The organism is Campylobacter sp. LMG 17559 (genome assembly GCF_024723605.1).
Classification (GTDB): Bacteria; Campylobacterota; Campylobacteria; order Campylobacterales; family Campylobacteraceae; genus Campylobacter_D.
In genome coordinates, this window is sequence record NZ_JANQCZ010000004.1 from 118,840 (window position 1) to 145,142 (window position 26,303).

Here is a 26,303-nt window from a genome sequence, read left to right on the forward strand (position 1 = left end):
ATGTTACAAAAACAAGCCAACACTATAAGATTTTTATGTGCGGATATGATACAAAAGGCAAATTCAGGCCATCCAGGTGCACCTATGGGCTTAGCAGATATTATGAGTGTTTTAAGTACTCATTTAGTGCATAATCCAAAAGATCCTACATGGCTAAACCGCGATAGATTAGTTTTTTCAGGCGGTCATGCTAGTGCTTTACTTTATAGCTTTTTACATTTGAGTGGTTATGATGTAAGTTTAGAAGATTTAAAAAACTTCCGTCAATTACACTCTAAAACCCCGGGCCATCCTGAAATTTTTACCCCAGGTGTTGAAATTGCTACAGGGCCTTTAGGACAAGGCATTGCAAATGCGGTTGGTTTTGCTATGGCAGCTAAAAAAGCAAGTTTGCTTTTGGGCGAGGATATTATCAATCACAAAGTATATTGTTTGTGTGGTGATGGGGATTTACAAGAAGGAATTTCTTATGAGGCTTGTTCTTTAGCAGGACTTCATAAACTTGATAATTTAATCATCATTTATGATAGTAATAATATTTCAATCGAAGGTGATGTGGCTATTGCCTTTAATGAAAATGTAAAAGAGCGTTTTAGAGCGCAAAATTTTGAAGTACTTGAGATAGATGGGCATGATTTTGAGCAAATTGATTTAGCATTAAAAACAGCTAAAGAAAGCAAAAAGCCTTGTTTAATTATCGCTCATACTACCATAGCTAAAGGGGCTTTGGAGCTTGAAGGAAGTCATCATTCTCACGGAGCGCCTTTGGGTGAAGAGCTTATTAAAAAAGCAAAAGAGGCTTTAGGTTTTGATCCGCAAAAAACTTTTGAAATCCCAGAAGAAGTTAAAATTCGCTTTAATGCCGCAATAGAACTTGGAGATTTAGCACAAGCTAAGTGGAATCAAAAAGTGCAAAATTTAAATGCAGAAAAACAAGCTTTATTAAAAGAGCTTTTAGAACCTGATTTTTCAAAAATACAATTTCCTGATTTTAAAGGAAAAGATTTAGCTACTAGAGATAGTAATGGTATGATTTTAAATGCTATCGCTAAAGCTTTACCGGGATTTTTAGGTGGTAGTGCAGATTTAGGTCCTTCAAATAAAACTGAACTAAAAGATATGGGCGATTTCCCAAATGGAAAAAATATCCACTATGGCATAAGAGAGCATGCAATGGCTGCTATATCCAATGCTTTTGCAAGATATGGTTTGTTTTTGCCTTATTGTGCTACCTTTTTTATATTTAGTGAGTATTTAAAACCTGCTGCAAGAATAGCAGCTTTGATGAGGGCTAAACACTTTTTTATCTTTACTCATGATAGCATAGGGGTTGGAGAAGATGGCCCAACACACCAACCTATAGAGCAACTTAGCACTTTTAGAGCTATGCCAAATTCATTAACATTTAGAGTAGCTGATGGGGTTGAAAATGTCAAAGCATGGCAGATTGCACTTAAAACTAATATGCCAAGTGTTTTTGTTTTATCACGCCAAAAATTAAGCGCTTTAAGTGAGCCTGTTTTTGGAGATGTGGAAAATGGAGCTTATTTATTAGAAGAAAACGCAAATGCACAATTTACACTTTTAGCAAGTGGTAGTGAAGTATCATTGTGCCTAAAAACAGCTAAGATTTTAAAAGAAAAAGGCGTGATTGCTAATGTAGTTTCTATGCCTTGTTATGAATTATTCATTGCTCAAGAAAAATCTTATAAAGAAAGAATTCTACAAGGCAAAGTTATCGGTGTTGAAGCTGCAAATTCAAATGAACTTTATAGAATTTGTGATGAGCTTTATGGCATAGAAAGTTTTGGTGAGAGTGGTAAAGATAAAGATGTATTTGAGCATTTTGGATTTAGTGAGGAAAAATTAAGCTCATATATTTTAAGTTTATGTAATGAAAAATAAAATCATCAAAGACATTAAAAACCAAGAATGTGTTTTTAGTGTTTTTGGTATATGGGATAAAACTAGCGTAGGAAAATTAGAAAAATTAGATTTTCCTACTCAAAAAAATATTATTTTTGATTTTGCAAATTTAGATTTTATAGATACTGCTGGGATTAGGTATTTTCTAGCTTTAGAAAATGAACTTGAGCAAAAAGGTTTTGAGTTTAGTAGGATAAATCTTAAAAGCGAGCATGCTAAGCTTTTTGAACTTTGTCAAAAACACTATAAAAGTTTTCATAATACTCATGAAAATAAAAAAACAATCAAAGATTTTTTTGAAAATTTAGGAAAAAAGGTTGTTGAATCTTTTACACTTTTAGTGCAGTTTTTAAATTTCATAGGACTTATTATTTATACTTGTTTTAAAACACTTTTAAACCCTAAAAAACTTCGCTTTAAGGCATTTTTATATCATGTAGAAAATAGTGCTATTAATGCTTTGCCTATTATTATGCTAACCTCATTACTTGTAGGTGTGGTGCTTGCTTATCAAGCTGCGTATCAACTTGCACAATTTGGAGCTAATATTTACATTGTTGATTTAATGGGAATTTCTGCTACTAGAGAACTTGCACCATTAATTAGTGCTATTGTTATTGCAGGCAGGAGTGCAAGTTCTTATACAGCTCAAATTGGAGTGATGAAGCTCACTGATGAAATTGATGCGATGAAAACTATGGGTTTTAAAGAAAGTGAGTTTATCATTTTACCTAGAGTTTTAGCCTTAGCGCTTGCTATGCCTTTAGTGGTAATAGTGGCGGATATTTTAAGCATTATAGGTGGAATTGTAGTTGCTTGGTTGAGTTTAGAAATTAGTGCAAGTGAGTTTATGAGTCGTTTTAAAGAAGCAGTGGAGCTTAAACATATCATCATAGGACTTATAAAGGCACCTATTTTTGGATTTTTGATTGCTTCTATTGCTTGTTTTAGAGGATTTTTTGTGCAAAAAACCACCGAAAGTATAGGTGTTTATACGACAAAAAGTGTTGTAAATGCTATTTTTTGGGTGATAGCTTTTGATGCGATTTTTTCTGTATTTTTAACAAAGGCTGGATTTTGATTATAAAGGCTAAAAATATCAGCACTTATTTTGGAAGTAAATGTGTACATGAAGATATTAGCTTTGAAGTGCAATATAATGAAATTTTTGGCATTTTAGGTGGTAGTGGTAGTGGCAAATCTGTACTTTTAAGACAAATGTTAATGCTTGAGCATTTTGATAAGGGCGAGTATGAAATTTTAGGCAAGAGATTAAAAAATATAAGTGATGAAGATGCTTTATTTTTGCAAAAACAATGGGGTGTTGTTTTTCAATATGGAGCATTATTTAGCTTTTTTAATATACTTGAAAACATTAGTATACCTTTAGTTGAATATACAAAACTTAGCAAAAACGATATCAAAGAAATAGCCATGATGAAGCTTAAAATGGTGGGGCTTGATGAGAGTGTGGCTAAGCTTTATCCGAGTGAATTAAGTGGGGGTATGAAAAAAAGAGTGGCTATAGCTAGAGCTTTGGCACTTGATTCTAAATTGCTTTTTTTAGATGAGCCAACTTCGGGGCTTGATCCTTATAGTTCGAGAGAATTTGATGAGTTGCTTTTGAGTTTAAAACAAAGCTTTAAATTATGTGTGATTTTAATTACTCATGATAAAGAAAGTATGAAAAATGTATTAAATCGCTTTTTGATTATAGAGAATAAAAAAGTTGGTTTTTTGGGAAATGTTGAGACTTTGCAAGAGCAAAATCCAAGACTTTATGAGAGGTTTATGCAATAATGGAAAATAAAGCAAATTATATTTTGATCGGAATTTTTGTTTGTGTGTTATTTTTTATCAGCTTGTTTTTTATAGTGTGGTATGGGAATTTAAAAGATGAAAAATCTTTTAAATATTATGAAATTTATATGGAAGAATCGGTTGCAGGGCTTAGCGTCAAAGCTCCGGTTAAATTTTTAGGGGTTGATGTTGGAAGTGTTGAAAATATCAGCATAGATAGTTCAAGTAATCAACTAAGAGTGAAAATCTTAGTCAAGCTTGATTCTGATTTAGCGGTTAAAACAGATACTTATGCAAGCTTACAAATTCAAGGTATAACAGGATTTAAGTTTATTCAGCTTGCAGGGGGTAGTGAGGAAGCTAGTGTTTTAAAAGCAGATGGTGATGTATATCCTATTATAAAATCAAAAGAAAGTTTTTTTGCAAGCATAGATAAACAAACATCAAATTTATTAGAATTAATTACCAGTTCAAAAATAAAACTAGAAAGTCTCTTAAGTGATAAAAATTTAAAAAACATAGAGCGTATTTTACAAAATTCATCAGAATTATCTGCACATTTAAATGCTAATACGCCAGCATTTTTAGAAAATTTAAATCAGACAAGTTCTAAACTTGATAAAAGTGCGGATGAATTTTCAAATTTTTTAAATAATGCTAATGGCCAACTTAATGAGCTTAATAAAAGCAGAATGCTTTTGAATGAAAATTTAGATATTTTAAGAGTTTTGTTTTTAGATTTTACGCAATTACTAAAAAATTTAAAGCAAAATCCTTCCGATGTGATTTATAAAGATAAAGCTATTCAATATGCTCCAGGAGAATAAAATGAAATTTTTATATATTAGTTTAGTAGCTATTTTTTTTAGTGCTTGTTCTTTGATTAGTCCAAGTCAAACTTTACCTGCAAATAAATATTTTAGTATTAATTTAGAAAAGCTAGAGCAAAGTCAAAATAAAAAAAATGCAACTATTATAGTTTCTTTGCCTAAGGGCTCAGCTTATACTAATGAAATTTTTTATAAAAAAGATCATGTTGTTAATGCTTATGCTTATCATTTTTGGAAAGAAAATCCTGCTTTGATGATTAAAACTTTTTTGGAATTTCATTTGCAAGATTTAGGAGTATTTAAAGCGGTTTTAAACCAAGATAGTCTAGCTAGTGCTGATTATGTTTTAGAAAGTAAAGTAGATATATTAGAGCAAGATTTTAGTGATGAGGTGCATTCTAAAATAAAATTAGGCATTAATTTAAATTTGGTGCAAATAAACACTAAAAAACTTATAGCAAGTAAGTATTTTTACTATGAAAAAGAATTAAATGATAATAATCCCCAAAATTTAATCCAAAATTATGATGAGGTTTTTTTGCTTTTTGCTAAAGATTTTAGAGTTTGGATAGATCAAAATTTGGAATAAAAAATGCTTTCCTTGATTATAGCAATAACAAGGAAGGTGTATTATGAGAGATGAATTAGAAATCTTACAAAAGCATTTAGGACAAGTAGGTTCAAGTATAGATGGTGCGAATTTAAAACACCAAACACAAAAATTTAGTGAAGATATTACTGATGCAAATGATTTTGTCGGTGCTTTGCAAATTTTAGATTCTTCGTTGAAAAAAATTTCAAAACTTTTAGAAGATAAAAATTATGAAGATGTACAAGATAAAGTATTAATTGCAAGTGAAAGTTTGAAAATAGTAGATAATTGCTCATTTTTAGGCAATGCTTTATTTGATAATAATTATAATGTAAATGTAGGCTCAAAGGCTTTTGCTTTTGAAATTTATAACCCTTTAAAAATTTTAGAAACTAGTGATTATGAGGGTATGAAAGCTTATATAATAGATAAAAGAGAAGAAATAGCTTCTATGCTTAGCGAGCTTGCAGTGGCTATTGCTACTTATAGTCCTAGTCAAAGTTTTGGCGGATCAAGCCATGATTTTATGAATGATTTTGATTTTACTAAGCTTTTTAAATAATACTAAAGGCTAAAAAGCCTTTAGTATGTGTATTATTTAATAACTCCACAAGCCATTCTAGCGCCACCACCGCCAAGCGCTGCAGGATGATCACTATGATTATCTCCTCCAAAATGTATCATTAAAGAGTGATTTTTAAGCTCATCAAGAGTTTTGATTTTTGGTGCTAATACAGGATTAGTTGCTTTGCCATCTTTTTCTACATAAAGTGGTGGTAAATCACCTCTGTGGCCTTTATCATCCCATGGGCTTGAGTGTGCGTCAGTTTTTTCAGGATCCCAGTGACCACCAGCTTTCATACCTAAACCTTTATCAGTTGCTCCACAATCAGCGTTTGCATGAACATGGAAACCATGAATTCCACTTTCTAAGCCTTGAAGATTTGGGTAAAACGCTACCCCATAAGGAGTTTGTACTGCTACTACTTCACCTGCGTTTTTGTTGGTGTTTTTATCAAGAATTTCCATTTTGATAACTAAATGATCTTTTTGTGCTTTTGGATCAAAATTTTCCAAATTTGCCCCAATTAAAAAACTTGATGCTAGTAAAGATCCTAGAATTATTTTTCTCATTTTCTCTCCTTTTGTTAAAAATTATTTTATTGTAGCATATATTATTAATGAAAAATTATTTTTTGTTATTTTTTATAAAATACAATAATCAAAAAACTTATAAAAAAGGTTTTAATGTTAGTTTTTCCAAAAGATTTTGAAAAAGTGAGTCAAAAAGTTTTACATAATTCTTTATTTTCTTTGTGTCATTATCAAAAACAATCACCAAGTAATATAAACCAAGAAGTGGTGTTTAAAGACTATACTTTGGTTTTTATATTAGAAGGTTCTAAAAGTATTTATACTATTGATAATCATTTTAAAGCAAACAAAGATGAAATTATTTTTTTCACAAAAAATTCCTTTTCTATTAGAGATTATTTAAATAGTGAAAATACTTATAAGTCTGTTATTTTATGTTTTAAAGAGAGTATTTTGATAGAGCTTGTTTTTAAATATCAAGATTTAATTTCTAAATTAAACTCTTTAGAGTATTCTAAAAGTTTATTTAGTTTAAAATCAGATTTTGTAACTAAGAGTATTTTTCAATCATTTTTACCTTATATAAACAGTTCTAAAAATAACGAATATTTGCTTAAATTAAAATTTGAAGAATTATTTTTATCTTTACTGTATAGTGAAGACAATGCAGAATTTTTAGCCTTTTTAAAAGCAATTTTAAGTGGTTTTAAATTAGATCTTTATCAGATGTTTGCATATTGTCAAAATGATTTTGAAAATGTGGCTTCTATGGCTAAATTTAGTAAAATGGATATAGCAAGCTTTAGTCGTAATTTTAAACAAAGTTTTGGAATAAGTCCTAAAGAATGGCTTGATAATAAGCGTTTTGAAAAAGCTAAATTTTTACTAGAATTTTCCACTAAAAATATTACTCAAATTTGCCATGAACTTGGATTTAATTCCCCTGCTTGGTTTATAGCAAGATATAAAAAAAGATATGGCATTACACCAAAACAAGAGCAAAAATCAAAAAACTTATATTTTTTGTCTTAAAAGTGATAGATTTTAATTTTAAATTATATTAAAATTTTTGAATAAAAATTAAGAAAGGTAACAATATGAAAAAAAGTATTTTAGCTTTAGCTTTATTTGCATTTTGTAGTGCAAATGCTTTAGAGGTGCAAGAATTTAAAGGTTTTGCACATCCTGAAAGTGTATATGTAGATGAAAGTGCGGTTTATGTGTCTAATGTAGGAAAAGAATTGGCTCCACTAAATAAAGATAATGATGGTTTTATTTCAAAGTTAGACAAAGATGGAAAAGTTGTAGAACTAGAATTTATCAAAAATCTTAATGCTCCAAAGGGTATGTCTAAAATAGCTGATGTTTTGTATGTTGTAGATATTGATGTCTTATATGGTTTTGATGTAAAAAGTAAAAAAGAAATTTTCAAGCTCCCTATAAAAAATGCAGTATTTTTAAATGATATAGCAGTTTTAGATAATGATACATTGCTAGTGAGTGATACAGGCACAGGATATATCCATAAAGTATTTTTAAAAGATAAAAAATATGAAAATTTCATCCATTTAGATTCAAAATATGGTGGTCCAAATGGATTGTTGGTAGAAAAAAACACTTTATTTGTTGCAGGTTATGATCCAAGCGATAAAACAGGTGGAAAAATCATTAGTATTGATTTAAATACAAAAAAAATTAAAGAATTAAGTAACAAAATAGAACAATTTGACGGTATAGTGTTTGATAAAGATAAAAATCTTTTAGTATCAAGCTGGGGTAAAAATCTTCAAGGATATATTTATATTCTAAAAGACAACAAAGAGATAAAGCTAGATCTAAACCCTATAAAAGGGCCTGCAGATATGTTTTTTGATGGTGAGTATTTATGGGTACCAAAAATGGCAGAGAATGCCTTGAATAAAGTAAAATTATAAAAACTTTTAAGCCAAAAGGCTTAAAAGTCAAATAATTCTCCAAGCCAACTTTCTTTTTTCTTGTATTTATAACCATTGTTATGATGATAGTTTGCTTGTTGGTTGTAATTTGGTTGTTGAGATTGTTGTGGCGTACTTTGAGATGTACTTCTTTCTATGATTTTATCAAGTTCACCACGATCAAGCCAAACACCACGGCATTTTGGACAATAATCAATCTCAACTCCATTTCTTTCACTCATTAATAAAGCTGTATTTGCACAAACTGGGCAATTCATATTTATCCTTTATAAAAATTTTCCTAAAGTATATAGGTTTAAAGTAAATTATGAGTTTAAGTCCCAATCAATAGGACTTTTGCCAAGTTTTAATAAAATTTCATTACTTTTTGAAAAATGTTTGCAACCTAAAAAAGCATTCCTTGCTAAAGGTGAAGGATGTGCTGCTTCTAGGATAAAGTGTTTTTGAGGGTTGATTAAAACTTTTTTATTTTTAGCATAATTTCCCCAAAGCAAAAACACTAATCCCTCTTTTTCATCGCTAAGTTTTGATATAACTGCATCGGTAAATTTTTGCCAGCCAAAATGTGCATGTGAAGCAGGTTTGTTTGCTTCTACGCTTAAGATAGAGTTTAAAAGTAAAATTCCTTGTTTAGCCCATTTGCTAAGATCTCCATGTCTTGCTATAGGAATGTTTAAATCATCTTGTAATTCTTTGTAGATATTAAGTAAAGATGGGGGAATTCTAACTCCTATTGGTACGCTAAAGCTTAAACCCATAGCTTGATTTGGGTTGTGATAAGGATCTTGTCCTAAAAGTATGATTTTTAAATCCTGTAAAGGAGCTAGGTTAAATGCATTAAAGATTAAATTTGCTGGCGGATATATAGTTTTTCCTTCGTTCAAGGCATTGATATAATGAGTTTTTATCTCTAAAAAATAAGGTTTTAAAAACTCATCTTTTAAAAATTCTTTCCAAGTTTGTTCTATTTTTATTTTTTCTAAACAAATATCCATTTTTATCCTTACCAAGAAAGTATAAACTCACTTCCCTCATTTTCTTTGCTTAAAACTTTAATGTTGATATTGTTTTTATCAGCTATTTGCTTGACTAAGTTTAAACCTATGCCAAAGCCACCTTGATCTTGATTAAAGCGTTTATAGCGTGTAAAAATTTGAGCTATTTCCTTAGTACTCATACCTTGACCTTCATCTTTAATGGTAAGTGTTTTTTCTTTTAAGTAAATATAGATTTTTTTATGAGCATTAGTGTATTTTATGGCATTGCTTAAAAGATTATCGATTAAAATTTGCATTTCTTCTTTATTAGCATAAAAGTTTTGCTCTAAAAGATTTTTTTCAATGATGAGATTTTTTTGGGCGATTAAAGTTTCAAAGTATTCTAACCTTTGTTCCAAAAGCTCTTTTAAATTGATATCTTCTTTTGTATTTTCTTTTTGCAAGAAAAAATTCAAGGCTATGAGATTTTGATAGATGTGGTTTAAATTTTTACTTGCTAGTTTGATATGATTTAGTTTTTTTATGTTATTTGGATTTAAATTTGTATCATCAAATTTTTTAATACTAGCTAAAATCACACTTAAAGGTGTGTTAATTTCGTGCGTGGTATCTTTGATAAAATCATTAAGTGCTTTAAATTGTTCTTTGATATTTTTAAAGACAAGTAAGATGAGTATATAAGCAACCATAGCAAGCAACAAAATACATATAAGAGTATAAAAAATAGTTTTTAATTTTAATTTCCAAAGTTCATCGGCAAAATCATTGATGTCTAGATTATTATAATTATCTTTGCGGTATTGCTCTTTTTTAAAACCAAGATCATCAGTTTCTATAATGATATGAATATTTTTATGTCTTAAGAAATGAGAATGGTGTTTTGGTTTTTTTAGATTACTTGTGTCTATATAGGTGTTGAGATTTCTAATCCTTGAAAAATCTATAAATAATCTTTTGTTTTCATTGTAAATAAAATCATTTTTTTTAAGTTGTGTTAATATTTTTAAAGCATCGAAAGTTAAATTGCTAAAAATAACTTGGTTATTTGCGATAATGGTAAATTGAGTGTTGAGTCTTTTGGATATATAGGAAAAATCTTCTTGATTTAAATATGTTCTATCGTGTCTTGCTTCGATGATATTTTGCAAAATATAATTATAGTGAGTGTATGAATGTGTTATTTGATTTAATCGTATGTAGTTTGCTTCTTTTTGATAAAAAGTGATAAAAAAAATTGTTAGAAATACACCACTTGTGATGATATAAAGGGCTAGAATTTTAAAAATAGTATTATTAAAATTTTCACTTTTCATTTTCTAGCCTTATGGCATAGCCTATGTTTCTTTGATTGATAATAAGGTCTTTGCCAAGAATTTTTCTTAAATTTTTTACATAAACTCTAAGGCTCATAATTGCTGGCTCTTCATCCAAACTCCAAATTTCATCAAAAATGGTTTCTATGCTTACAAAGTGTGGGCGTTTTTTTAAAAGCAAGGCTAAGAGCTCTTTTTCTTTGTTGGTAAGATTGATGATTGTTTTATCTTGATAAAGAGTTTTATTAAGCGGATCAAAAGAAATATTTTTTGAGGAGTTAAGCAAAATCAAATCTTCTTTTTGGTGGCTAAAATTTCTTTTAATGATATTTTTTACACGGATAATTAATTCATCTATATCAAAAGGTTTTTTAACATAATCATCACAACCTGACAAAAATCCTTGTTTTACATCATCAAGCATAGATAAAGAAGTTAAAAATATAGCAGGGGTGTTTTTAGCACTTTCTCTTAATTCTTTTAAAACTTCAAAACCATTGCCTTTTGGAACTTTAACATCAAAAATCCAAAGATCAAAATTTTCTTCATAAGCTTTTTCTAGTGCCTCTTGTGCATCATACACACAAGAGACTTTAAAGCCCTCATCGCTTAAGGCTTCATCTATAATTTCATTTAAACTTAAATCGTCTTCTAAGAGCAGAATTTTTGCTGCCATTTTATCTCATCGGACAATTTGCATGGTGCGCTCTTAAACCATGATGATTTTTATGGGAATGGGTGTTATTGTAATGGTGCAAATTTAACTCTCTTATTTCTTTGCCACTCATTTCATCGGTTAGTTTTTGCATATCTTCTTGAACGATAGCTCTTCTTTGGTTTCTTTCTTGAGTAGAAAGTTTAGAGATGTTTTCGTGTAAATTAGCTCTAAATTGTTGATGAAAATCTTTTGCATCTTTGTATTTCATTTCATTCATTCTTTTTTTCATCTCAATAACTAAATCAGCTTGATCTTGCGCTTTTACACTTTTTGCAAGATTTAAAATCTCATCATTACTTTTTTTAGAAAAATCAGCTCCTAGGGCAAATGAAGCAGCCAAAGAACCCACGATAAATAAACTTACAATTTTTTTCATTGTTTCTCCTTTAAATTAATGATGAGAAATTATAAAAGTTCAAAATAAAGCCAAAATGAAATTTATTGACAAACAAAAAGTACATTAGCTTTTAAGTTTTGTTTTTCACTTTTAATAATAGGCAATACAACATTATCTGCACTAGCTGCTAAATTTGGGGAGTTGTATTTAATATTGCAACTATCAAAATGAATATTTTTTATCATGCAAGTTTTTGTTAGAGTTTTAGAATAATATTGAGCCTTTTCAAAAGCTTTTTTAAATGCAAGATCATATAAATCTTCTTTGTTTGCTTCTAAAATAGCCTCATCAAAGCCAGCTTGTAAGGCTTTGGTGTTAAAAGAAATTAAAGCATTGGTAGCGCTAATATTTTCTATATCTTTTATAAGATTTTCATAGTCTTTATTTTTGTTTTGCGGGATTTGACAAGTAAAATTAGAGTGTAATCTATATCCATTTAATGTTTTTACTCCTTGATAGTAATTATAACTTGGTTCTAAAGTATAACTTCCACCTTTGCAATAATTTTCTTTAGCAATACGATCTGAGATTTCTTTAAATGTTTTAGCAATATGATTTTTTTCTTCACTAGAAACAATAGTTTTTTTACTAAGTTCTTCGCTGGCACTAAAATTTAAAGTAGCATTAAAGATATTTGGCATGATTTCATTAGATACTTCTATATTTCTTGAAAATTCTATATTTTGTTGATTGTGATTTTTTAAGCCTAAAAATTCAGTGTTAAAAATCACTCCTAGCACAAATAATACTAAACAAAGTAGTCCTAAGCCTAAGCCTTTTAAAAAACTTTTCATTGTTGCTCCTTTTTGAAAATATTTTTTTAATTTTAACATAAAGCCTTTAAGAATAGATTGTATAATTTTTAAAAAATAAAGAAAGTCTTAATGCAAAAAATTCATAAAAGTATTTTAAAATGGTATGAACAAAATGGCAGAAAAAGCCTTCCTTGGCGTATTTTACACGAAGAGTATAGAAAATATGGTAGCGAGGATGATTTAAAAAAACTAAAAAATATTGATATTGCTTATGCTGTTTATGTTAGTGAGATTATGCTTCAGCAAACTCAGGTAAAAAGTGTTTTGCAAAATTATTATTTTCAGTTTTTAGCTAAATTTCCTTCTTTAAAAGTACTTTCTATGGCAAGTGAAGATGAGGTTTTAAAAGCTTGGCAAGGACTTGGGTATTATACCAGAGCTAGAAATATGCACAAATGCGCAAAAATTTGTGTGCAAGAATTTGATGCAAAATTACCATTTGAGATTAAAGAGCTTCAAAAACTTCCTGGTATTGGAGAATATACAGCCGGAGCTATAGTTTGTTTTGGCTTTTTGCAAGCTAAGTCTTTTGTGGATGCAAATATTAAAAGAGTTTTGAGTAGATTTTATGGCTTACAAAATCCAAACTCTAAGATTTTAGTGCAAAAAGCAAAAGAGTTTTTAAATCATGATAATGCATTTGATCATAATCAAGCTTTGCTAGATATAGGGGCTTTGGTTTGCTTGCCTAAAAATGCAAAATGTGAAATTTGTCCTTTAAAGTGTTTTTGTGCTGGAAAAAATGAACATGAAAAATTTAACTCATCTAAAAAAATTCAATATGAAAACATTGTTTTAAAAATACTTATAGTGCAAAAAAATGAGCAATTCTTACTTGTTAAAAGTGAGGAAAAATTGTATTTTAATATGTATAATTTTTTAGAATATAAAAATCAAAAAAAAGCAAATTTTATAGGAGAATTTAAACATTCTTATACCAAATACAAAATCAATGCTAAGGTGTATTTTTTAAAAGATGATGATTTTGAAGATTTAAAAGCAAAAGCGTTTTCTTATAAAGATTTAGAGCATCTTGCTCTTTCAAAACTTGCTCTAAAAACACTTGAGCTTTTTAAAAAGAGTGATTATGTATTTTGAGAAAATTTATATAGAATTAAGTGATATTTGCGGGTTAAAATGTGATTTTTGTCCTAGCCAAAAAGCTCAAAGAAAACAAATGAGCCTTGAAGACTTTGAAAAAATTTGTAAAAGCGTGCATAATCATGCCAAGCTTTTTACATTTCATGTGCTTGGAGATCCTTTAAGGATTTTAAATTTAAAAGAGTATTTAAAAATAGCTTTAAAATTTAATATGCAAATAGAGCTTACTACGAGTGGATTTTATTTTGATGAAGAAAAAATCAATCTTGCTTTAAGTTTTAAAAATATACACCAAATTAATATCTCTTTGGGCGCTTTTTTATCTCAAAGTAAAATGAGCTTAAAAGAATACTTTGAGCCTATTTTGAAGCTTATTTTTTTACACTTAGAAAATAAAAATAATTCTTTTATCAACTTAAGACTTTGGAATTTAGATAAAAATTTCAATCCACCTTTAGAAAATGAAAAAATTTATGATTTTTTAGAACAAATTTTTAAAATAAAAATTCAAAAGCAAAAAACTAAAAATCGCTTAGAAAGGCATATTATCTTACACCAAGCTAGACTTTTTAAATGGCCTTCTTTAAAGGATGAGGTTGTTAGAGAGAATGGGTTTTGTCATGCTTTAAATGGGCAAATTGCTATTTTAAGTGATGGAACTTTAGTGCCTTGTTGTTTGGATACTAAAGGGGATATAAAACTAGGAAATTGCTTTGAAAAAGATCTTAATGAGCTTTTAAATTCCTCTTTATATATAGAACTAAAAGAAGGTTTTAAACAAGGAATTTTAAAAGCCGAGCTTTGCAAAAGGTGTGAGTTTTTAGAGGCTAAAAACCTAAATTAATTTCATCTTCATCATTGATTTGATGATTTGTATCCAAGTCTTGTTTTGTTTCTTCTTGATTGTCTTTAGAATGTTTAAAAATATCTTCAGTAATTTTTGTAGCAATACCTCTAAGAGCTTTTTGTTTGCTTGAATTACTTGTAGAGCTCATTTTAAACTCTAAAGTATTAGAAGATTTGCTTTCATTTGTAGCAAATTCTATTAAGTGATAATCAATGATAATATCATAAGATTGAGTGTTGTTTTCATTTTGTATTTGTTGTATTTTTGGGTTTAAAATGAGCAAAAAATCAGCTTCTAAAGTCTTATAAAGCTTTACAAGTTCTTCATCGCTTGAATTTTTGGAAAGCAAAAATTTTTCCTGATTATAAAGATCAAGATTTGTTTTGTCTAAGATTTTAAATTTTTTATTCTGAAGTAAAACACTTAAAAGTTCTTGTTCAAATTTGGCTGAAAGTCCAGTTTTGATTCTATTAATGATGATTAGAGAGCTTTTGTTTTTAAGACTTTTGTCGCTATAAAGTTTTTTATAGATTAAAACTTTTGCATGAAATTCACTTTGATTTGTTTGAGTTAGAGACTTTATATCATAACTATTAAAAACACCATTACTAACAAAGTCAAGTTCTTCATCATAGCCTATATTAAAATTTCCATTAAAATTAAATTCAAATTTTTTTAATTTGACTTGTTTTAAACCTTCTGTTTTCCCCAAAGCGTCATTAATAGCGTTTTTAATCGCTTCGCTTCTTGTATTTCCAAAGCCTTCTCCAAGGCTTTCTTTGTTTAAAACAGCCTGTGCTTGATAAGTACAAACAAGACTTAAAAAAAATATAAGTAGCTTTTTTATCATAACTATTCTCTTTTTGTTTTTAAATAATAAAATAAATATTTTATTTTTATTTTAACATTATAAAGTTTAATCATATCTTGACTATAAATTTTATACTCAAGATTAAATATCCAGAAAGTCTATAAAATTTTTATTATAAATTTAAAAAAATAAGTTATAATTTTTAATTTTAGAGAGGTGTCCGAGCGGTCGAAGGAGCACGCCTGGAACGCGTGTGTGAGGCAACTCACCGAGGGTTCGAATCCCTTCCTCTCTGCCACTATGCGCTTTTGTTATACTGACTTCCTATGTAATCTTGTGATGCATTTTGTGTGTATGATTTTATAGCTTTGGAATTTGAATTTGTTTTTTCCTCATTCTCATTTTCGCTTTTTTCATTTTGTGCTTTTAGCTCTTCTGCCTTTATTTTAGCTTGTTCGACGCGTGCGTCATTTTGCATTTGCATAGCATTAGCCGCTACTTTGTAATCTTGTGGACTAGGATCAGCTGGTGCCATAGCTGCAGTAATTACTTGCATGGCATTTGCTATAGTTTCTTCAGGAGTATTGCCTTTTTGCATTCTTATAGGCACTTCTCCTTCGACTGCATACATTTTATTATCAGGACCTCTTGTATAGCCAAAGCTTGCAGCACCGGCCAAAGCTCCACCAGCTGCTTGGTGGGCTGCTTCGTGAGCTCTTACTTCTCTGTCGATTTTTTCAAGTTCTCGTACTTGTTTTACCTCTTCAGCGTTTAAGTCTTTGCCGTTGACTTTTTGAGTTTTTTCTTCTTTTTCTTGATCGTTTTTATCTTCTTTTGTTTGCTGTGGATTTTCTTTTTCAGAAATGTTTTCTTTGATTTCTTCTTTGTCTTTGTTTTGATAAGGATTTTGTGTATAAAAAGCATTGCTATAACTTGAGCTTATTTGCATAAAAATCCTTTCTAATATAATTTCATATTTTTATCACAAAAAAGTTGAAAAATTTATAAAATAAATGTTTTATAAAATGTTAAGCAAAATAAAGTATAATTTTAACTTCTTTTTATGTCAGGGTAGCTCAGCTGGCTAGAGCGCTGGTCTCATAAGCCGGAGGTCGGGAGTTCAAGTCTCCCCCTTGACACCATCTAGCTTTCAAAAAACATTTTCCAATGATTTTTTAGTATTTTGATGATATTTTTGCAAATTGCTTTCTTTTTGCTTTCTTCTATTTGAAGTTTATCTAAAAAAGTTTCTTCAAGAGTATTAATAAGTTGTGTACATTCTTTTACATCAAATGCTTTTGATTCATTTAAAGATGACAATGCTTTTAATAATAAATCTTTATATTCCATAAGAGTTTTAATTTCTACCTCTGAAAGTTGAGCTAATAGAGATAGAAATTGCATAAAATTGTAAAATGGCAATTTTATATTCCTTGTACAGTAAATTCAAAATTTCGTTCTCCGCCAAAACAAGAGAAGTTGATTTTACCTTCATCATAGTGTCCTGCAGAGTCACTATTAACAAAGGTAATGAAATTAAATCCTATACCTCCGCTTGATACCCTGGACATATATTTTTTTAATTCATACGAAGTTATCCTGCAATCTGGAGAATTTTTTATGTCTTTATCTTTAAATTTTAAAGAAAATTGTGAAAAAAGAGACATAGGATTGTATCCTACTCTCCACTCTTTTCTATCTAAATCAACTTCTGGGAACAGTACTTTAACGTCATCAGATTTAAATTTTTTTAATTCGCTTGTACTTTCTCTATATTCACATTCAAGTTCTATTCTAAAATATCTAAGATGTGGGTCATCAACATATAGATTTATGGTTGTTTCTCCATTGGTGTATAATCTGCTAAGATCTTTTTCACTTTTAACTCCATCTGGCAGTATAACTTTAATAAATCCTGGCTTTAAATGAGTTATTGTTACCGGAAAATGTTTCACATAATAAACTTCATATGGATATAATAAACCATAAGGAAACATAATTTTTGGCAAGAAAAATTTTTCCCATTTATAGGAAATTTTTTGATCTATTTTTTTTCCTAATGTCGAAGCACTTATTATTATTTCATTTTCAAACGGAGCCTTAGAAGTAATAGTTGCTTTAGCTTCACCCTGAGAATTGAATTTGCTATCTTTATTGATTATTATCCCATCTCCTTGGATGTTCCATGTGATTTCAGAATTTAAACGTCCACCAGTAATTTTTATTTCAGATTGTTCATCGAGTTTATTGTAAAACCATGTTCGGTTTGATTGTATTTGTAAATTGTATTGATAAAGTTTGATTTTATCTAAATTAAGTTCCTCTTTAACGCTACCCTGTTTGATATAACTAAACTTAATAGTAAGTTCTTTAACACTATAATCACTAATACCACTAAATTCTAAAGTAGCTTCACCCTTATCATTAACATTAAAGCTTTCTTTTTTAGCTTTTACTCCTTTACTTCCACTGATTTTATCAATGGTTGAATTTGGTAATAAACCGCTTACTTTAATACTAAAATCATCTATATAATCTATAGTTTTTTCTTGAGCTTTAAAGCTTGGATAAGTTATTTTAGGAGTATATTCTTTAATCTCATAAGACAATTCTTTACTTAAATCTTTACCCATAGTATTTACACTAATAATAGGATTAGCTTTAAATGGATCTTTAGAAGTAATAATTGCTTTAGCTTCACCACTAGCATTAAATGTTGCTTCTTGATTACTTAAAGTAGCGTCTCCACTTAAACTCCATTCTATTTTTTCATTAGGCTTACCACCTTTTAAAGTTACTTCAACATGATCAAGTTTTGGATCTTTTAAAGCTTTGATGTTTTCACTTTCATAAGCATGGATTTTATCTTTACTAAGATTAATGCTTGGGGTGTATTGGTGGAGTTTGATCTCTCCGCTTACTTCTTGAGTACTAGCTGTGCTTTGATTATAAGTAGCAATGATTTGTAATCTTTTAATATTAAAATCTTTTACTCCTTCAAATACTACCCTACTCTCACCTTTATCATCGGCTGTACTTTCTTTATCGTTACTAATTCTTAAAGTTTTATTGCTTTGTATATCTTTAGCCTTCCATAAAACTTTTGTTTTTGGCATTAAACCTTTAAGTTTGACTTCAAAGTCGCTTTTATAATCAATCATTCCTTTTTCAAAGTCTTGATGAGTCACAGGATCTTTTCCAGTAGGAAGCTCCATAGTAGCTGTATAATTTTTAACTTCTAAAACTTTACTTTTTTCTTTTACTAATTCATCACTCATATTCTTAGCAATGATTTTTACTTTTTCATTTCCACTAAGTCCTATGATTTCTACATTACTTTCACCATTTTCATCAGCTACTAAATTAAGCTCTTTGGTAGTTTTATCTTTATCTATAAATAAAGCATTATCTCCTTGTATGCTCCATTTAACTTTTGTAGAATTAGCTTTTAAGTTTTTATAGCTTGCATGAGCTTTTTCTTTATTACCTATAGTAGTTTTATCTAAGATAATATCATTATCTCCATAAATTGCTATTTGAACAAAGGCTTTTAAAGTAACTCCTAATACATTAGCAATGATTGTTGCTTTTTCTTTATCTTTCATATTTGTATCAGGCTTATAGATAATGTTTGAATTTCCATCTTTATCTGTTTTATCTGAATTTGGAGTTTTTTCTAAGCTTCCTTTGCCAATTAATTTCCAATTTATATCTAAATCACTTGCCAAATCACTTCCTGCAAATGTGATTAGAGATTTTTCATATCTTTGTATATTAGAAGGTTTAGCAAATATCCTAAAATCTTCTTTTGGAGCTATGATAGTAATAGGGAAACTTTCTTGAGCATTCCCTGCTTTAGCAATTAAATTGGTTTGATGGACTCCATAAGCATGGATTATTTTTACAAAAACCTTTCCACTATCATTAGTAATATAATGATTTCCATCCTTTAAGATTACACTTTTTTGTTCAGGAGTTACACTCATAGCAACATTTTTAACTGCTTGGTTAAAACCATTTTTTAGCATAATACAATGAGTATTATCCCCTAAATTTCCACAATAAGAAATATGATAAGCATTATTAATGGCTTTATATTCAAGCACCATAGAATAATCTCTATCTATAAAATGAGTTCTAGAGCCTTCAATGGTATTATTTATACCTGCTAAGTTTGTATCAAAAGCATGTTTGAGGGCATCTTTGTCTAAAGGTATATTAAAATTCATAGCTATATTTGTGCCTTGTTTATCACTTTCATTACTTCTTTTATGGCTTAGCGAAAAAGTTAATGCTGGACAAGGTGAATAAGTAATACCTCCTTCATATATTAAAGGATTTTTTTCTAAATCTTCAAAGCAGCCTACATTACCAAATGGAGCAACCTTTTTTCCATACCATTTACTCATATTAGCAAAAACAGCTACATTGCTCATAGCAGGAAAAGCATATTTAACACCCATGTCCCAGCCATTAGCAGGGCGCTCTAATATATAATCTTTATCAAAATCATAACTATTAATCCAATCACTTAGTCTTTGATAAACATTAGCATGAAAAGCTAATGTATCTAACATACTTTCAAAGCCCAAAGACATTCTTTTATGCTCTCTACTAAAATCATGATCATAAACTAAGTTTAATCCTAGCATGATATTACCTGAATTATTTAATGCTAATGCATTAGGATAATATCTTATACCACCACCAAAGTGACCTATGATTCTATTATTATCATATCCACCTATACCACTTTGTAAAAAATAAGATATTTTTGGATTATCTTCACTCATAATAGGTAAAAGAACTTTAGCATTACCACTTAAACCACCTCTGTCATTATAGTTTAAATTAAACTCACTATTGATAGAGTGATTAAGAGAGTGTAAATATTCTTGGATTAAAGTATTAGCTTGCAAGCTTAAATAATTGCTTGCTAAATCTCTAATAATTTCTTCTCTTTCTTTACCATTATCTGCATTATATATATTACCTATGGTTTGAATAGTATTAATAACCTTATTAGATAATTCTTCATCTTCTTTACTAAGATTAGAATCTTTCTTTGGTTTTTCTTCTAATAGCTTTTTAACTTTTGGGTCAATACTATTATTATACTCTTTAAGTATTTGCTTTTGATCATGGTTTACATGATTAAGCGCAAGAGTTTGATTGTTATCTATAATGATTTTATCTTGATTTTTTAAAATCATTATTTGAGAAAAAAGAAAAGTGTGAATAAGTAAAACAAGTAAAAGTGTTTTTTTCATATCCCCCCCCCCATAACCTACATTTAATTTTTATCTGTGATGAGAATATGATAACACAAAAAATACAAAAGTGATAAAAAAGTTATAAAAAGATTGAATAATAGCCAAAAAACTATCAAATATAATAATTATTTATAAACTATAATCAAAATTACTTTTATTTTTTATTAAAAAACTACATATAGATTTATTATTATTTACATAACATCAAAAATTACTTTTATTTACTTTTTTAAGACAATGGACTAATAGGCTTTTATATCTTTTATATTTATACTTTATTATATTGTTTAATGTATTTGTAGTTATGAAAAAATAGTATTTGTATAAGAATATAAATTGTATTTATTATATTTGGTATATAAAGTATAAATACTAAGCTTATATATAGTAATAAATAAAGATTATAAATATCTTATTATACTCTTTAGATAATTATAATATAGAGTTTTTATATAAATTTGATAATAGTTGTTATAATCTTAAAATAACTTATTAAAAAAATATATTTAATTATAGTTTATGTGTTTTTATAAATTAGGTAATAAGTAAAATAATATATAGAATGTTTAATGGAAGATGAAAGGTGGTTTAAGTGTAAATTTAAAGCTTAAAAATAAGCTTTAAATTTATTAATATTCATATTGATTTAGTTCTTCTTGGGTGCCAAGTAGCATTAGTATATCATTCAAATAAGCAGTAGTTTCTAAATTTGGCATAATACTCCAAGTATCATGCTGTTTGTGTGCAATGACTTTTAAGTTTTGACCAATAGATTGCAAAGTTTTTCCTGCTAAGTTTTCATCCACTAAAAGTTTTGCTACTTTGATAGTATTGGCTGAAAGATCTATGATCTCAAAATTTGGATTAGTTATAAGAATTTTAGCTAAACGCTTTGCTGATTCTTTTTCAGGATAGATGACTTTATTAACCCCAAGTTTTGAAAGAATTTGCCCGTGTGTAGAAGAGTTTGCCTTGGCAATGATGTTTTTTACTCCAATTTCTTTTAAAGCCATGAAAGTGAGTATGCTTGATTCTAAATTTTCACCTATGCTAAGTATGACAACATCTGCATTTGCATAGCCTGCTTCCTTTAAGGCTATAGTATGAGTAGAATCTAAAATATAAGCAAAATCTGCATGATCTTGCAATTCCTTAACCGCTTCTTCATCAATATCAGAAACAATAACTCTTTTACCTTGATCAATAAGTTCTTTTGCTAAAACTGAACCAAACCTTCCAAGTCCTATAATACCATAAGTTTCTTTTTTCATAATATTATCTTTCCTTTTGGATAATTCAAATATTTTTCTTTTTCTTTAAAAAATATACTAAATAAAAATGCAAGCACACCCACTCTACCACTAAGCATTAACAATATGATAAGTAATTTACTTTCAGAGTTAAAAAGTGCACTAAGCGATAAAGTCCCACCATCTCCTACTGAAACTCCTACTGTAGCAAACGCTGAACTTGTTTCAAAAAGCAAGGGTAAAAAGCTTTTATCATCTTCAATTAAGGATAAAATTAATACACAAGTGATGATATATACAATAGAACTTACCGCTATAATAAAAGCTTTATTGATAGTTTCTGTGGGAATTTCAAAGTTGAAAATTCTTGCATTACTATCTTTGATACTCCAATAAGCATAGATTAGCAATACAGCAATTGTAGTTACCTTAATACCCCCAGCTGTTCCACCAGGTGCACCACCTACAATCATAAATAAAGATCCAAAAAATAAACTTGCATCTTTAAAGGTGCTAAGATCAAGAGTATTAAACCCTGCTGTTCGGTAATTTACCGCTGTAAAATATGCACTCATAATTTTATCAAAAAGTGAAAATTCTCCTATGCTTTTTGGATTATGGTATTCAAATAAAAAGACTACCAAGCTTGCAAAAACAATCAATATAACAGTAGAAATTAAAACAAGTTTTGTATGCAAACTTAAGCTTGCAAAACGTTTTTTAGAAAAAAAGTATAATTCTAATAATACAAAATACCCTAAACCTCCAATGATAATTAAAGATGTGATAACAAAATTAATCCAAAAATCATCTCTATAAGGCATTAAACCACTTTCAAATATACTAAATCCTGCATTATTAAAAGCAGAAATAGAGTGAAAAACACTAGCCCATAGAGCTTCACTTAAATTCATATCAAGCTTAAATCTTAAAAATAACAATAGAGCACCTAAAAGCTCAATAGCAAATACAAAAAATAAAACCTTTTTTAAAAATCCTACAAGGCCATCAGCTTCAGGATAGATCAAGGATTCTCTTAAAAGATTTTTTTCTCCAAAGCTCATCTTTTTGCGCACTAAAATATATAAAGCCATAGCTATACTCATATAACCTAAGCCACCTATTTGAATAAGCAATAAGATAACAAGTTGCCCATAAAAGCTAAAATCTAACGAGGTGTTTAATACAATAAGTCCTGTCATGCTTACAGCTGAAGCACTAGTAAAAAATGCATCTAGAAAAGATATGGGCTTAGTGTGCATAATAGGAAGCATTAGAATAAAGGTGCCAAAAAGTGCAACTAGGATGTAACCTATGAATAAAATTCTTATATTTTTTCTATCTAAGGATAATTTTGTCATTTTGATTCTTTAAAATTAAAAAAACATTCTACTTAAAATTGGTTAATAAGTAAAAAGAGAACTTTCCACTTTAAACGTGGAAAGTTGAAGTATTAAAGCATTCCTACTGCTAAGAAGCCTAGAGCAACAGCTATAGCTATAGCTAGTACACCAGGGATAAAGAATGCGTGGTTAAATATGAATTTTCCAATTCTTGTTGTACCTGTATCATCCATTTGAACTGCACCTAATAAAGTAGGGTAAGTTGGAAGAACGAAAAGCGCTGAAACGGCAGCAAAACAAGCAACGAGCATATAAGAATCTGCAGGATTTGTAGCTGAAATTCCTAATGCAGCGATGATAACTGGAACAATAGCTTTTGCAGTAGCTGCTTGAGAGTATAAAAGCATACTAGCAAAGAAGAATGCAACTGCAAGCATAGCTGGAGTTTGTTTAACCCATTCACCTGCTACTTCTTTAATACCTGCTTCATGACCCGCAACGAAAGTATTTCCAAGCCAAGCAACACCAAATACACATACACAAGCTGTCATACCTGATTTAAATACACTTGTATCTAAAATTTTAGCAGGTTCAACTTTACAAAAGATTGTGATTAAAGTTGCAGCTGTTAATAAGAAACTCATAATCGCAGCATCTCTTGGGATAACTACCGGATCAATCCATTTGATATTATTTGAAATTGCTGTAGCATAAAGAACAACCGCTAATACTGTGAATAAGAAAATAGCAACTGAAAGTTTTGCGCCTGGTTTGTCTTCGCTTTGTAAAACATCAGAAGCACTTTTTACAAGACCAGCTTTTAAGCGTTCTTGATATACAGGGTCTTTGCTAAGATCCATTGGAGTGATTAAACTTACAATGAAAGCCGTAATCATACAAGCAGCAAAGGTAGTTACAATCCAAATACCAATTAATGCAGGATAGTTCCAACCAAGCGGTTCTAATACACCAGTCATATAAACAACAGCAGCACTAACTGGAGAAGCTGTAATACCAATTTGTGAAGCAACAACCATTAATGAAAGTGGAGCTGATGGTTTAATGTTTTGTGATTTTGCAACATCAATAACAACAGGCATTAATGAAAATACTGCATTACCAGTACCTGCTAAAATAGTAAGTAGCCAACCGCAAGCTGGTGCAAGGTAATTAATAAATCTTGGATGTTTACGTAAAATTCTTTCAGTAACTTTTACCATATAATCCAAACCACCTGCTTGTTGCATAGCAGAAATCGCAGCAATCGCTGCAGCAATGATTAAGATAACATCCCAAGGAATATTACCTGGCTTCATACCTAAAACAAGACCTAAAATAACAACACCCAAACCTCCAGCATAGCCTATTGCTATGCCACCAAGGCGGATACCTATGAATATTGCCCCAAGAAAGACAACAAGTTGTAAAATAATCATAATATCCATGATTAAACTCCTAAGTTAATTAAGCTTTTCTTTTCTCTGTCATGTGAGGATTTAACATATTTTCTGGTGTTAAAATTCTTTCAATTTCTTCTTTTGGAAGATATCCTCTTTCAAGACAAATATCGCCAACTGCTTTACCAGTTTCTAAAGCCTCTTTAGCAATACTTGCAGATTTTTCATATCCTAAAACAGGATTAAATGCTGTAACAATACCGATTGAGTTAAGTACAGATTGTTTGCATGCTTCAGGATTTGCTGTTAAGCCTCTTACAGCTTTTTCAGCTAGAGATTTCATTGCATTTTCAAGTAATACTATAGAGTTAAATAATCCATAAGCAATACCTGGTTCAAATGCATTAAGTTCAAATTCTCCTCTTTCAGAGCAAAGCATAATAGTAACATCATTTCCTATAACTTCATAGCAAGCTTCACCTACTGCTTCACAAATTACTGGATTTACTTTACCTGGCATGATAGAGCTACCTGGTTGCATTTTTGGTAGATTAATTTCACCTAAACCACATCTTGGGCCTGAATTCATTAATCTTAAGTCGTTTGCAATTTTAGATAATCTCACTGCTGCAGTTTTTAACGCGCCACTTACGTGTACAAAGTCAGCTGTATCTTGAGTAGCAGCGATAAAATCTTCAGCTGGTTTAAATTCAACACCAGTAATTTCTTTTAATTTTTTCTCAACCACAAATTTGTAATCAGGGTGGCAGTTAATTCCTGTACCAATAGCTGTTGCACCAAGATTTAAATAACTCATTGACTCACGAGCTGCTGTGATTTTTTCAATATCACTTTTAATATAGCTAGCAAAAGCGTTGAAAGTATTTCCTAAAGTAGTAGGAACTGCATCTTCAAGCTCTGTTCTGCCCATTTTAATGATATCTTTGTATTCTTTAGCTTTAGCTTCTAATTCAGTTTTTAAAAGTTCCATAGCTTTTAAAAGATCAGTAAGTTTTGCATAGGTAGCTACTTTGATTGAGCTTGGATAAGTATCATTTGTAGATTGACCTAAGTTTGTATGATCATTTGGATGAAGATATTGGTACTCACCTTTTTTGTGTCCCATACTTTCAAGAGCGATATTAGTGATAACTTCGTTGGTGTTCATGTTTGTACTAGTACCAGCACCACCTTGGATCATATCTACTACGAATTGATCTAAAAATTCACCAGCAATCAATCTATCACAAGCTTTAGCAATAGCATCAGCTTTGTCAGCATCAAGAACCCCAACTTCTTTGTTAGCAAGAGCAGCTGCTTTTTTAACTTGAGCGAAAGCTTTTACAAAATAAGGATAATCTTGTAATCTTCTGCCACTCATATGGAAGTTTTCTAGTGCTCTAAAAGTTTGCACTCCATAATAAACCTCGTCAGAAATTTCTAACTCGCCAATAAAGTCGTGTTCTTTTCTTGTTCCCATGATGTACTCCTTGTGGGTTTTATTTAAGTTTTGTTTATAAACTTAATGAGTATTATATAACAATTTTTTATAAAAGTTTCATAAATTTTTCTGAATTTATCAAAAATCAATAAAAATATATAAAATAAATTAGAATATTGATATTCATTTTATAAATATAATGCTTTTTTGGTAGGTATTTGATGTTTGTAGTGTTTATTATTGCTTTTATTGTTTATTTTTTAAAAATTTATATTTACTTTTTGTATAATTTAAAATTCCACAAAATACAAAAAGATTATGAAATTGATAAATTAAATTTGAAGAAATTAAATTTAAAAGTTTTACTAAGCTAATTAGCTTACTAATTAACCCACCTTTAT

25 protein-coding genes and 2 tRNA genes are annotated in these 26,303 nt (G+C 29.4%); 12 read left to right on the plus strand and 15 right to left on the minus strand.

From position 1 onward, the window contains the following. Genes tkt through CAMP5082_RS03360 form a run of 6 tightly spaced genes read left to right on the plus strand, consistent with a single transcriptional unit; the run spans position 1 to position 5,710 of the window. The gene (gene tkt, locus CAMP5082_RS03335; RefSeq protein WP_337205896.1) at positions 1-1,905 is read left to right on the plus strand and encodes a transketolase; all 1,905 of its coding nucleotides are present in this window, start codon (positions 1-3) and stop codon (positions 1,903-1,905) included. A gap of 1 nt (position 1,906) precedes the next feature. Further along, positions 1,907-3,007: an MlaE family lipid ABC transporter permease subunit gene (locus CAMP5082_RS03340; protein ID WP_442863320.1), complete on the plus strand. Its 1,101-nt coding sequence runs from the start codon at positions 1,907-1,909 to the stop codon at positions 3,005-3,007. After that, a complete protein-coding gene (locus tag CAMP5082_RS03345) occupies positions 3,004-3,726 on the plus strand; it encodes an ABC transporter ATP-binding protein (protein ID WP_337205898.1) in 723 nt (240 codons plus the stop codon). Before CAMP5082_RS03340 ends, CAMP5082_RS03345 begins: the two co-directional genes overlap by 4 nt. Then, entirely contained in the window at positions 3,726-4,553 is an 828-nt protein-coding gene (locus CAMP5082_RS03350; protein WP_337205899.1) for an MlaD family protein, read from the plus strand. The genes CAMP5082_RS03345 and CAMP5082_RS03350 overlap by 1 nt, the downstream gene beginning before the upstream one ends. A 1-nt stretch (position 4,554) precedes the next feature. Further along, positions 4,555-5,145, plus strand: a complete 591-nt coding sequence (locus tag CAMP5082_RS03355) for an ABC-type transport auxiliary lipoprotein family protein (RefSeq protein WP_337205900.1) — start codon at positions 4,555-4,557, stop codon at positions 5,143-5,145. 43 nt (positions 5,146-5,188) lie between these two features. Next, positions 5,189-5,710 (plus strand): flagellar FLiS export co-chaperone, encoded by a 522-nt coding sequence (locus CAMP5082_RS03360; RefSeq protein ID WP_263676905.1) that lies wholly within the window; start codon positions 5,189-5,191, stop codon positions 5,708-5,710. A 32-nt stretch (positions 5,711-5,742) separates the two neighbouring features. On the opposite strand, the gene CAMP5082_RS03365 is transcribed toward CAMP5082_RS03360, so the two are convergent. Then, entirely contained in the window at positions 5,743-6,282 is a 540-nt protein-coding gene (locus CAMP5082_RS03365) for a superoxide dismutase family protein (protein ID WP_337205901.1), read from the minus strand. A gap of 114 nt (positions 6,283-6,396) precedes the next feature. Between CAMP5082_RS03365 and CAMP5082_RS03370 the strand changes: the two genes are divergently transcribed. Further along, positions 6,397-7,275 carry a helix-turn-helix domain-containing protein gene (locus CAMP5082_RS03370; protein WP_337205902.1) on the plus strand — a complete coding sequence of 293 codons (879 nt, stop codon included), beginning with the start codon at positions 6,397-6,399 and terminating at the stop codon, positions 7,273-7,275. A gap of 65 nt (positions 7,276-7,340) precedes the next feature. Continuing rightward, positions 7,341-8,177: an ATP-binding protein gene (locus CAMP5082_RS03375; protein ID WP_337205903.1), complete on the plus strand. Its 837-nt coding sequence runs from the start codon at positions 7,341-7,343 to the stop codon at positions 8,175-8,177. A gap of 20 nt (positions 8,178-8,197) precedes the next feature. Here the strand turns inward: CAMP5082_RS03375 and CAMP5082_RS03380 are convergent, their stop codons facing one another. The 6 genes from CAMP5082_RS03380 to CAMP5082_RS03405 all read right to left on the minus strand — a co-directional run bounded on the left by CAMP5082_RS03380 (position 8,198) and on the right by CAMP5082_RS03405 (position 12,418). Continuing rightward, positions 8,198-8,455 (minus strand): TFIIB-type zinc ribbon-containing protein, encoded by a 258-nt coding sequence (locus tag CAMP5082_RS03380; RefSeq protein ID WP_263727967.1) that lies wholly within the window; start codon positions 8,453-8,455, stop codon positions 8,198-8,200. 48 nt (positions 8,456-8,503) lie between these two features. Beyond that, complete coding sequence (gene ung / locus CAMP5082_RS03385) at positions 8,504-9,193, minus strand: uracil-DNA glycosylase (RefSeq protein ID WP_337205904.1); 690 nt, start codon at positions 9,191-9,193, stop codon at positions 8,504-8,506. Between the two features lie 8 nt (positions 9,194-9,201). Continuing rightward, positions 9,202-10,509, minus strand: a complete 1,308-nt coding sequence (locus CAMP5082_RS03390; protein ID WP_337205905.1) for a sensor histidine kinase — start codon at positions 10,507-10,509, stop codon at positions 9,202-9,204. Beyond that, positions 10,499-11,185 (minus strand): response regulator transcription factor, encoded by a 687-nt coding sequence (locus tag CAMP5082_RS03395; RefSeq protein ID WP_263727964.1) that lies wholly within the window; start codon positions 11,183-11,185, stop codon positions 10,499-10,501. Before CAMP5082_RS03395 ends, CAMP5082_RS03390 begins: the two co-directional genes overlap by 11 nt. A 1-nt stretch (position 11,186) precedes the next feature. Next, positions 11,187-11,603, minus strand: a complete 417-nt coding sequence (locus CAMP5082_RS03400; protein ID WP_263727963.1) for a DUF1104 domain-containing protein — start codon at positions 11,601-11,603, stop codon at positions 11,187-11,189. Between the two features lie 62 nt (positions 11,604-11,665). After that, a complete protein-coding gene (locus CAMP5082_RS03405) occupies positions 11,666-12,418 on the minus strand; it encodes an SIMPL domain-containing protein (RefSeq protein ID WP_337205906.1) in 753 nt (250 codons plus the stop codon). A gap of 75 nt (positions 12,419-12,493) precedes the next feature. On the opposite strand from CAMP5082_RS03405, the gene mutY reads away from it, so the two are divergent. Both mutY and CAMP5082_RS03415 read left to right on the plus strand, forming a co-directional pair. Further along, complete coding sequence (gene mutY, locus CAMP5082_RS03410) at positions 12,494-13,537, plus strand: A/G-specific adenine glycosylase (RefSeq protein ID WP_337205915.1); 1,044 nt, start codon at positions 12,494-12,496, stop codon at positions 13,535-13,537. Beyond that, a complete protein-coding gene (locus CAMP5082_RS03415) occupies positions 13,527-14,384 on the plus strand; it encodes a radical SAM/SPASM domain-containing protein (RefSeq protein ID WP_337205907.1) in 858 nt (285 codons plus the stop codon). The genes mutY and CAMP5082_RS03415 overlap by 11 nt, the downstream gene beginning before the upstream one ends. Here CAMP5082_RS03415 and CAMP5082_RS03420 read toward each other — a convergent pair. Next, the gene (locus tag CAMP5082_RS03420; protein ID WP_337205908.1) at positions 14,368-15,237 is read right to left on the minus strand and encodes a hypothetical protein; all 870 of its coding nucleotides are present in this window, start codon (positions 15,235-15,237) and stop codon (positions 14,368-14,370) included. The genes CAMP5082_RS03415 and CAMP5082_RS03420 overlap by 17 nt on opposite strands. A gap of 171 nt (positions 15,238-15,408) precedes the next feature. On the opposite strand from CAMP5082_RS03420, the gene CAMP5082_RS03425 reads away from it, so the two are divergent. Continuing rightward, a tRNA-Ser gene (locus CAMP5082_RS03425) sits at positions 15,409-15,496 on the plus strand. Here the strand turns inward: CAMP5082_RS03425 and CAMP5082_RS03430 are convergent. Continuing rightward, a complete protein-coding gene (locus tag CAMP5082_RS03430; protein WP_337205909.1) occupies positions 15,497-16,147 on the minus strand; it encodes a putative metalloprotease CJM1_0395 family protein in 651 nt (216 codons plus the stop codon). A gap of 116 nt (positions 16,148-16,263) precedes the next feature. Between CAMP5082_RS03430 and CAMP5082_RS03435 the strand changes: the two genes are divergently transcribed. Then, positions 16,264-16,340: transfer RNA gene (locus tag CAMP5082_RS03435), tRNA-Met, on the plus strand. Position 16,341: 1 nt separating this feature from the next. Here CAMP5082_RS03435 and CAMP5082_RS03440 read toward each other — a convergent pair. The 6 genes from CAMP5082_RS03440 to CAMP5082_RS03465 all read right to left on the minus strand — a co-directional run bounded on the left by CAMP5082_RS03440 (position 16,342) and on the right by CAMP5082_RS03465 (position 25,941). Next, positions 16,342-16,620 (minus strand): hypothetical protein, encoded by a 279-nt coding sequence (locus CAMP5082_RS03440; RefSeq protein WP_337205910.1) that lies wholly within the window; start codon positions 16,618-16,620, stop codon positions 16,342-16,344. A gap of 2 nt (positions 16,621-16,622) precedes the next feature. Further along, on the minus strand, positions 16,623-20,468 hold the full coding sequence (locus tag CAMP5082_RS03445; protein WP_337205911.1) for an inverse autotransporter beta domain-containing protein: 3,846 nt from the start codon (positions 20,466-20,468) through the stop codon (positions 16,623-16,625). Between the two features lie 632 nt (positions 20,469-21,100). Beyond that, complete coding sequence (locus CAMP5082_RS03450) at positions 21,101-21,742, minus strand: potassium channel family protein (protein WP_263664328.1); 642 nt, start codon at positions 21,740-21,742, stop codon at positions 21,101-21,103. Then, positions 21,739-23,082 carry a TrkH family potassium uptake protein gene (locus tag CAMP5082_RS03455; protein WP_263679750.1) on the minus strand — a complete coding sequence of 448 codons (1,344 nt, stop codon included), beginning with the start codon at positions 23,080-23,082 and terminating at the stop codon, positions 21,739-21,741. Before CAMP5082_RS03455 ends, CAMP5082_RS03450 begins: the two co-directional genes overlap by 4 nt. A gap of 92 nt (positions 23,083-23,174) precedes the next feature. Next, entirely contained in the window at positions 23,175-24,509 is a 1,335-nt protein-coding gene (locus CAMP5082_RS03460) for an anaerobic C4-dicarboxylate transporter (RefSeq protein WP_337205912.1), read from the minus strand. Positions 24,510-24,528: 19 nt separating this feature from the next. After that, positions 24,529-25,941, minus strand: a complete 1,413-nt coding sequence (locus CAMP5082_RS03465; RefSeq protein ID WP_263664325.1) for an aspartate ammonia-lyase — start codon at positions 25,939-25,941, stop codon at positions 24,529-24,531. Positions 25,942-26,303: the final 362 nt, after the last annotated feature.

Excerpts from the sequence above, each read along its gene's own strand:
- tkt (WP_337205896.1), top strand. The coding sequence starts at position 1 with ATGTTACAAAAACAAGCCAACACTATAAGATTTTTATGTGCGGATATG.
- CAMP5082_RS03350 (WP_337205899.1), top strand. The coding sequence starts at position 3,726 with ATGGAAAATAAAGCAAATTATATTTTGATCGGAATTTTTGTTTGTGTG.
- CAMP5082_RS03355 (WP_337205900.1), top strand. The coding sequence starts at position 4,555 with ATGAAATTTTTATATATTAGTTTAGTAGCTATTTTTTTTAGTGCTTGT.
- CAMP5082_RS03360 (WP_263676905.1), top strand. The coding sequence starts at position 5,189 with ATGAGAGATGAATTAGAAATCTTACAAAAGCATTTAGGACAAGTAGGT.
- CAMP5082_RS03365 (WP_337205901.1), bottom strand. The coding sequence starts at position 6,282 with ATGAGAAAAATAATTCTAGGATCTTTACTAGCATCAAGTTTTTTAATT.
- CAMP5082_RS03370 (WP_337205902.1), top strand. The coding sequence starts at position 6,397 with ATGTTAGTTTTTCCAAAAGATTTTGAAAAAGTGAGTCAAAAAGTTTTA.
- CAMP5082_RS03375 (WP_337205903.1), top strand. The coding sequence starts at position 7,341 with ATGAAAAAAAGTATTTTAGCTTTAGCTTTATTTGCATTTTGTAGTGCA.
- CAMP5082_RS03380 (WP_263727967.1), bottom strand. The coding sequence starts at position 8,455 with ATGAATTGCCCAGTTTGTGCAAATACAGCTTTATTAATGAGTGAAAGA.
- ung (WP_337205904.1), bottom strand. The coding sequence starts at position 9,193 with ATGGATATTTGTTTAGAAAAAATAAAAATAGAACAAACTTGGAAAGAA.
- CAMP5082_RS03390 (WP_337205905.1), bottom strand. The coding sequence starts at position 10,509 with ATGAAAAGTGAAAATTTTAATAATACTATTTTTAAAATTCTAGCCCTT.
- CAMP5082_RS03395 (WP_263727964.1), bottom strand. The coding sequence starts at position 11,185 with ATGGCAGCAAAAATTCTGCTCTTAGAAGACGATTTAAGTTTAAATGAA.
- CAMP5082_RS03400 (WP_263727963.1), bottom strand. The coding sequence starts at position 11,603 with ATGAAAAAAATTGTAAGTTTATTTATCGTGGGTTCTTTGGCTGCTTCA.
- CAMP5082_RS03405 (WP_337205906.1), bottom strand. The coding sequence starts at position 12,418 with ATGAAAAGTTTTTTAAAAGGCTTAGGCTTAGGACTACTTTGTTTAGTA.
- CAMP5082_RS03415 (WP_337205907.1), top strand. The coding sequence starts at position 13,527 with ATGTATTTTGAGAAAATTTATATAGAATTAAGTGATATTTGCGGGTTA.
- CAMP5082_RS03420 (WP_337205908.1), bottom strand. The coding sequence starts at position 15,237 with ATGATAAAAAAGCTACTTATATTTTTTTTAAGTCTTGTTTGTACTTAT.
- CAMP5082_RS03430 (WP_337205909.1), bottom strand. The coding sequence starts at position 16,147 with ATGCAAATAAGCTCAAGTTATAGCAATGCTTTTTATACACAAAATCCT.
- CAMP5082_RS03445 (WP_337205911.1), bottom strand. The coding sequence starts at position 20,468 with ATGAAAAAAACACTTTTACTTGTTTTACTTATTCACACTTTTCTTTTT.
- CAMP5082_RS03450 (WP_263664328.1), bottom strand. The coding sequence starts at position 21,742 with ATGAAAAAAGAAACTTATGGTATTATAGGACTTGGAAGGTTTGGTTCA.
- CAMP5082_RS03455 (WP_263679750.1), bottom strand. The coding sequence starts at position 23,082 with ATGACAAAATTATCCTTAGATAGAAAAAATATAAGAATTTTATTCATA.
- CAMP5082_RS03460 (WP_337205912.1), bottom strand. The coding sequence starts at position 24,509 with ATGGATATTATGATTATTTTACAACTTGTTGTCTTTCTTGGGGCAATA.
- CAMP5082_RS03465 (WP_263664325.1), bottom strand. The coding sequence starts at position 25,941 with ATGGGAACAAGAAAAGAACACGACTTTATTGGCGAGTTAGAAATTTCT.